7 protein-coding genes are annotated in these 6,772 nt (G+C 69.4%); all 7 read left to right on the plus strand.

The features are described 5' to 3' along the window. Positions 1 to 12: 12 nt before the first annotated feature. Entirely contained in the window at positions 13 to 1,557 is a 1,545-nt protein-coding gene (locus VQ02_RS21735) for a TolC family protein (RefSeq protein ID WP_063838506.1), read from the plus strand. 32 nt (positions 1,558 to 1,589) lie between these two features. After that, on the plus strand, positions 1,590 to 3,011 hold the full coding sequence (locus VQ02_RS21740) for a multicopper oxidase family protein (RefSeq protein ID WP_048446314.1): 1,422 nt from the start codon (positions 1,590 to 1,592) through the stop codon (positions 3,009 to 3,011). Between the two features lie 172 nt (positions 3,012 to 3,183). Continuing rightward, positions 3,184 to 3,468: a copper-binding protein gene (locus tag VQ02_RS21745; RefSeq protein ID WP_048446309.1), complete on the plus strand. Its 285-nt coding sequence runs from the start codon at positions 3,184 to 3,186 to the stop codon at positions 3,466 to 3,468. A gap of 71 nt (positions 3,469 to 3,539) precedes the next feature. Continuing rightward, a complete protein-coding gene (locus VQ02_RS21750; protein ID WP_048446310.1) occupies positions 3,540 to 4,250 on the plus strand; it encodes a copper-binding protein in 711 nt (236 codons plus the stop codon). A gap of 106 nt (positions 4,251 to 4,356) precedes the next feature. Continuing rightward, positions 4,357 to 4,992, plus strand: coding sequence for a c-type cytochrome (locus VQ02_RS21755; protein WP_048446311.1), 636 nt, complete (start codon positions 4,357 to 4,359; stop codon positions 4,990 to 4,992). A 233-nt stretch (positions 4,993 to 5,225) separates the two neighbouring features. Further along, on the plus strand, positions 5,226 to 5,606 hold the full coding sequence (locus tag VQ02_RS21760) for a hypothetical protein (RefSeq protein ID WP_048446312.1): 381 nt from the start codon (positions 5,226 to 5,228) through the stop codon (positions 5,604 to 5,606). A 548-nt stretch (positions 5,607 to 6,154) separates the two neighbouring features. After that, on the plus strand, positions 6,155 to 6,760 hold the full coding sequence (locus tag VQ02_RS21765) for a hypothetical protein (protein WP_053080488.1): 606 nt from the start codon (positions 6,155 to 6,157) through the stop codon (positions 6,758 to 6,760). Positions 6,761 to 6,772 lie beyond the last annotated feature (12 nt).

Consider the following 6,772-nt stretch of genomic DNA (forward strand, 5'->3'; position numbering starts at 1 on the left):
AGGAACTCACGGATGACCTCGCCACAGACTCGCGGGTCCGGCGCATGCCGGGGAGCCGAAGCGTCGCTCGGCCGCCGCGCCCGAGCCGCCGCCCTCCTGGCGGCGGTCGGGGTGCCGCTTGGCGGCTGCGTGGGCTTCTCGGCCGACGGCGGGCTCGGCCCGGCGCATGGCTACGCCGCCCTGGGATTGAGGAAGGACATCGTGAAGGTCTCCGACGAGACCGCCGCGGTAGGCGCGGCGGCGCGCGCGGAGCAACTGCTGCGGCGCCCGCTGACGCCCGACAGCGCGGTTCAGGTCGCCCTCCTGAAGAACCGTGCCCTTCAGGCGTCCTTCAACGATCTCGGCGTGTCGGAAGCCGAGTTCGTCCAGGCGACCCTGCCGCCGGTCCCGCGGATCTCCCTCAGCCGGACCGGGGGCGATTTCACGCTGGAGGTCGAGCGCTCGGTCGCCGCGAGCCTCATCGAGCTCCTGACGCTGCCGGTCCGCATCCCTATCGCGCAGAACCGCTTCAGAGCGGAGCAGTACCGCGCGGTCGGGCAGGTGCTGCGGCTCGCCGGCGAGGCCCGGCGCCAGTTCTACCGCACCGTGTCGGCGAACCAGTCGGTCGCCTACCTGGAGCAGGCACTCGCGAGCGCGGGCTCCGCGTCCACCCTGGCCACGCAGCTCGGCGAGACGGGCGCCTTGAACAAGCTGGAGCAGGCGCGCGAGCACGCCTTCTACAGCGAGCTCGGGGCGCAGCTTGCCAAGGCCCGCGTCCTGCAGCGGGTCGAGCGCGAGAAGCTGATCCGCCTGCTCGGCCTCTGGGGACGCGAGATCGACTTCAAGCTCCCGAACGGCCTGCCGGCGCTGCCCGGCCGGTTGGTGAGCGGCACCCGGATCGAGGCCGAAGCGATCAAGAAGCGCGCGGACATCCAGACGGCGCGCTTCGAGCTCCAGTCGCTCGCGGGCCAGTACGGCCTCAACCAGGTCAGCGGCTTCATCAACGTGCTCGATGTCGGCTACTCCGACCGCTACGAGCGCTCGAAGGCGTTCGAGCCGAACGAGCAGGGCGGCTTCAACGTCACGCGCGAGAAGAGCTTCGGGCGCGGCTACTCCGTCGACCTCGTCATCCCCATCTACGACTTCGGGACGACGGTGGTGCGTGGTGCGCGGGAAGCATACCTCGGCGCCGCCCACCGCCTCGCCGAGAAGGCGGTCAACGCCCGCTCGGAGGTGCGCGAGGCCTACCAGCGCTACCGCGGACAGTACGACATCACCCGACACTACCAGGGCAGCGTGCTGCCTCTGCGCAAGACGATCCAGGATCAGGCTCTTCTGCAGTACAGCGGCATGCTGATCGACGTCACCACCCTGATCATCGACGCCCGCTCCCGGATCCTGAGCAACATCCAGGCCATCGAGGCGCAACGCGACTTCTGGATCGCGGCGACCGATCTCAGGGCTGCCGTGATCGGCGGCGGCTTCGCCGGGGAGGGGTTCGGCGGCGAGAGCGCAGGCGTCGAAGCGGTCGCCGGGGGCGGGGGCGAGACCCTCGCGTCCGCGACGCCCGGCGGCTGACGCCATCTCGCACGAGACACATGGAGAAACCGATGACTGACATTTCGCGCAGGAACCTGCTCGGGGCCGGCGGACTGGTCCTCGCAGGGACGTCCATGATCAGCGGCCGCACGCAGGCCGCAGGTTTGCCCGAGGCGCCCTCGATGGAGAAGGCGACGACGCAGCCGCCGCTCGTTCCGACGAGCGGACCCGACTACAACCCGGTGGTGACGCTGAACGGCTGGACCCTGCCGTGGCGCATGCGCGGGGACTGGAAGGAGTTCCACCTCGTGGCAGAGCCCGTCGTCCGCGAGATGGCGCCGGGCATGAAGGCCCATCTCTGGGGCTACAACGGGCAGTCGCCCGGCCCGACCATCGAGGCGGTCGAGGGCGACAAGGTCCGCATCTTCGTCACCAACAAGCTGCCGGAGGCCACGGCGGTGCATTGGCACGGGCAGACGCTGCCCAATGGCATGGACGGCGTCGCCGGGCTCAACCAGCCCGGCATCCCGCCGGGCAAGACCTTCGTCTACGAGTTCATCCTGAGGCGCTCGGGCACCTTCATGTACCACCCGCACTCGGACGAGATGGTCCAGATGGCGATGGGCATGATGGGCTTCTTCGTCGTGCACCCGCGCGATCCCGCCGAGCGGCGGGTCGACCGCGACTTCGTCTGGCTCCTGAACGCCTACGACATCGAGGCCGGGTCGTACGTGCCCAAGGTCAACACGATGCTCGACATGAACATGTGGTGCTTCAACAGCCGTGTCTGGCCGGGCATCGACCCCATGGTCGCGCGCCAAGGCGACAAGGTGCGGATGCGCTTCGGCAACCTGACCATGACCAACCACCCCATCCACGTGCACGGGGTCGACTTCAAGGTCACCGGCACCGACGGCGGCTGGGTATCCCCGGAGCGGCAGTGGTACGAGGTGTCCGCCGACGTGGCCGTGGGCCAGATGAGGGCCATCGAGTTCAACGCCGACGCACTCGGCGACTGGGCGGTCCACTGCCACAAGTCGCACCACACCATGAACGCCATGGGCCACTCGGTGCGCACCTACATCGGCGTGAACCTGAAGAACACGTCCAGGCAGATCCAGAGGATCGCGCCCGGCTACATGCCCATGGGATCGACCGGCATGGGCGCCATGGCCGAGATGGAGATGCCGCTGCCGGAGAACACGCTGCCGATGATGACCGGCGCCGGCCCGTTCGGTTCCGTGGAGATGGGCGGCATGTTCACCGTCCTGAAGGTGCGGCCCGACCTGGCGCCGGGCGACTACAGGGACCCGGGCTGGTACCAGCACCCTCCGGGCACGCAGGCCTACGAGTGGACGGGCGAGCCCCTGCCCGAGCCCAGCCGCGACCCGAACACTCCGCGTGGCAAGCGCGCGCGTGAGACGGACCTGCGCGTGGTCGACCCGCGCAAACGCCGGACGGCCGCCAACCCGGGCGGTCACGGAAACCACTGAGCCGGCGATGCCGGATGTCTTTCAGGCTTCCGCCGCGGCGGCGCCACGACGCGGGCGCCCACCGGCGGACGGGTTCGGGTGGACCTGGTCCCCCGAAAGCCGCTGCACGGGCCCCGCCAAGGCCCCCCGACAGGTGCCCGTGCAGCGGTACAGCGACCATCAGGAGAACACGATGAGGAAGCTACCTCCGTTCGCCCTCGCAGCGCTGTTGGCCCTGGCGGGCCCGGCCTGGGCGCAATCCGTCAAGGCCACGGTCACGAAGGTCGACCAGGCGGCCGGCAAGGTCACGCTGGACCACGAGCGCATCCCGAAGCTCGACATGGATGCCATGACCATGGCCTACAAGGTCAAGGATCCGGCGATGCTCAAGGACCTGAAGTCCGGGGACAAGATCGACTTCGAGGTCGACGAGGCCAACGGCCAGTACACCGTCACGAAGATCCGGAAAGCCAAGTAGCGCCTCGAACGGGCCCGCCGCGCGGACACGCCCGATCCCGCGCGGCGGCCCCATGCCGCGGAGGAAGTCATATGCGACGTTTATCCCTGTTCGCCGCCGTCATGGGCGTGGCGCTCGCCGGCGCGGTGCCGGGAGCCGCCTGGGCGCAACCCGCCAAGGGCGCCCAGGCCGCCCTCGAGCGTGTGCGCGAGGTCATGGCCGACCGCTTCAGGAACCTGAAGCTGACCGGCGATCCGGACCGGGACTTCGCCGAGCTCCTGATCGCGGGCTACGAGCAGACCCTCTTCCTCGCCAAAGCAGAGCTCGAATACGGCGGCGACCGGCAGTTGCGCGAGACGGCGCAGAAGATCCAGGACGAGCAGCAGCAGAAGATCGACGCTCTCAAGGAGTGGCAAGTCCGGAGCCGGCAGTCGGATTACCGGCCACAGCCGAACCAGACGCCCTCCGGCGAGGGCCCGCTCGACCGCCAAGCCCAGGCGGGCGGCTCGCGCCAGCCTGCGTCGCCTTCCCCCGCGCCGCCGCCGCCCAAGCCTGCCGCAGCCCAGCCCCCTGCCAACACGCCTCTCGTGAGCGGGACCGTCCAGAAGGTCGACGAGGCCGCCGGCAAGGTCACGCTGGACCACGAGCGCATCCCGAACATCGACATGGACGCCATGACCATGGCCTACCGGGTTGCCGACCCCGCCATCCTGAAGGGGGTGAAGGCCGGGGACCGGGTCCGGTTCTCCGCCGACCGGGTGAACGGGCAGCTCGCCATCACGCGCATCCAGAAGGCGCGATGAGGCGACGCAGGACATCGAGAGCGCACTCAACCCGATTCTGCCGACGGGCATCCTGCACCCGACGCGTCGGCAGTCCGGCTCGGGCCCAGTCACCCAGGATACTTTCATGCGAACTGCCAAGATCGTCCTTCTCACGTTGCTCTCGGCCGGCGTCCTGGCGACGTTCGCCGCCGCTGCCGTGATCTACGCAGGCGTCTTCAACGTCGCGGCCACCGAGCCCCACTGGGCTCTGACCTCGTGGGTGCTGGAGAAGGCACGGGTGCGCTCGATCCGGGCGCATGCGGCCGGTCTGGCGCCCCCTCCGGGTTACGACGAGCAAGCCAAGCTCGTGTCGGCCGTCGGACACTTCTCGGAGCATTGCGCCACGTGCCACGGCGGACCTGGCGTCAAGCGCAGCGAGGTGGCCGACGGCATGTACCCCGAGCCGCCCGACCTCAAGGAGGCTACGAGGCGCTACACCGCGGGCGAGCTGTTCTGGATCCTGAAGAACGGCATCAAGATGAGCGGCATGCCGTCGATGGCGAGCGACGGTGACGAGATGCTTTGGGCGACGGTTGCGTTGCTGCAGAAGATGCCGGGCCTGTCCGACGACGAGTACAACGACCTGTGGATGCAGGCGCAGGCAGCGGGCGACCACGGCGGCATGAACCATGGCACCGCCGCAGCGGACGGTACGAAGGGAACCGACCAGCCGTCCACCGCGCCGCAGCCGGACGGCGCGCGGCACAAGCACAGCCATTGACCGTCGCGGCCCGCCACGCGAAAGCCACCGAGGTCGCCTCGCACCGGGCGGGCGGCGCCGTGAGGGCGCATCCGACGCCCCCGAACACGCGGTCGCCGCACACGCTCGCGGCCGGATCGGGCACCAGGACGGGACACTGGTCGGGAGCCGCTCCGACCCGTGTGGTCTCCCACGGCAAAGGCCACGCAGGGGACCAACGACCAGGCGAATACAAGAGCAGACGGAGATCTACGATGAAGAGATACGCGATACCGTTGTTCCTCGCCCTCGGCCTCGCATCCGGATCCGCCCTCGCCCATGGCGAGGCACCCCAGGCCGTGCACGGCGGCCTCGTGCAGGAGGCGCAGGAGCTGTGGTTGGAACTCGTGGTGAAGGATACCGACGTGACCGTCTACGTCCTGGACGAGATGCGCAAGCCCGTTCCCGCGTCACAGATCTCAGGCACCGCCACGGTGCTGGTCGGCGGCAAAAGCTACAAGGTCGACCTGAGCCCGGCGGGCACCAACAGCGTGCAGGGCAAGCTGCCCGTCGCGGCTACCAGCCAGATCGTGGCGACGGTTTCGTTGAAGGTCGGCGGCAGGGCCGCGTCCGCGCGGTTCACGAAAAAGGCTTGAGCGGCCGGGTTCACGAACCTGCGGCACATGCGGTTGCGGCCGGCGAGGTGGTTGGCTGTCGGGCAGGCCAGTTCGCCGGTCGTCCCGGGAAGGCACGGCCTGGCAGGCCGCGGAGCCAGGCCACGGAAGCGTCGGCCGGTCGGGCGCGGGTACCGACCACATCATCAGGCAGGCCTGGACGCGGCCGCCATCGGCCTCGGCGGCCTCGGCGCGGGCGGGAAGCGCGGCGTTGCCGGCCTGCAGCCGCTCGACGAGGCAGAGCAGATGCTCGCCGCCGTCGTCCTCTGCGACGCGGATGGCCGGGCCCGGCCGCACTCGCGCGCGACATGGCCGATACCGCCCAGGCTGGCTTCGAACACGGCGCGGACCGGTTGAGCCGCGCAAGGCGAGGATCGCTCAGGTAGCCGCTTTCGCAAGCGGAGCCGGTATGGCATCTGCCTGCTCCGTCGCGAGCGCACTCGCGACCCGCGCGTTTCCAAGGGTGGAGTTGCATGCCCGCCGCAAAGACGGACCGTCCGGCTCCGAGCCCGCCCGCGACGGGGCCTCGGGTGACGAGCCAGAGCTTCCTGACGGACAAGCTCGCGAACGAACTCTTCATCGCGGTCGTCGGGCCGGGAGGATCCGGCGCCGGCCAGGCAGCCAAGATCCTCAAGGAGTTTCTTGAAACCCAAGCCGTCGGCGGGGGCACCTACGAGGTGCACATCCTGAAGGCGAGCGACGAGATCAAAGCCTGGGCCAGGATCAACGGCAAGGACCTCTCCCCGGTCGCGGGGCGCAAGACCCTCGACAGCGTGGTCTCCCTGCAGAACCTCGGCGACGAAATGCGACTGTCGTTCAGGGACAACGCGGCGGTCGCGCGGGCGGTCATGGCGCGCATCCGGGCAAAGCGGGCCGCGGCGAGCGGCAGGCCGGAGGGGGAGATCGACGGGAAACCACGTGCGTACATCATCGATTCGCTCCGGCATCCCGCCGAGGCCCACCTGCTGCGCAGGGTCTACCAGGACGCCTTCACCCTGGTCGGGGTGGTCTGCGACGACGGCGTCCGGCATGGCAGGCTGGTCCGGGAGCTGTTCGACTTCAATGACCGCGGCAGTCTGGAAAACCGTGACCGCGTCACGGCATTCATGGTCCGGGACGCCGATGCGTGTGATTAGGCGTGGAATAAG

The organism is Methylobacterium variabile, from assembly GCF_001043975.1.
Lineage (GTDB): Bacteria > Pseudomonadota > Alphaproteobacteria > Rhizobiales > Beijerinckiaceae > Methylobacterium > Methylobacterium variabile.

Excerpts from the sequence above, each read along its gene's own strand:
- VQ02_RS21735 (WP_063838506.1), top strand. The coding sequence starts at position 13 with ATGACCTCGCCACAGACTCGCGGGTCCGGCGCATGCCGGGGAGCCGAA.
- VQ02_RS21740 (WP_048446314.1), top strand. The coding sequence starts at position 1,590 with ATGACTGACATTTCGCGCAGGAACCTGCTCGGGGCCGGCGGACTGGTC.
- VQ02_RS21745 (WP_048446309.1), top strand. The coding sequence starts at position 3,184 with ATGAGGAAGCTACCTCCGTTCGCCCTCGCAGCGCTGTTGGCCCTGGCG.
- VQ02_RS21750 (WP_048446310.1), top strand. The coding sequence starts at position 3,540 with ATGCGACGTTTATCCCTGTTCGCCGCCGTCATGGGCGTGGCGCTCGCC.
- VQ02_RS21755 (WP_048446311.1), top strand. The coding sequence starts at position 4,357 with ATGCGAACTGCCAAGATCGTCCTTCTCACGTTGCTCTCGGCCGGCGTC.
- VQ02_RS21760 (WP_048446312.1), top strand. The coding sequence starts at position 5,226 with ATGAAGAGATACGCGATACCGTTGTTCCTCGCCCTCGGCCTCGCATCC.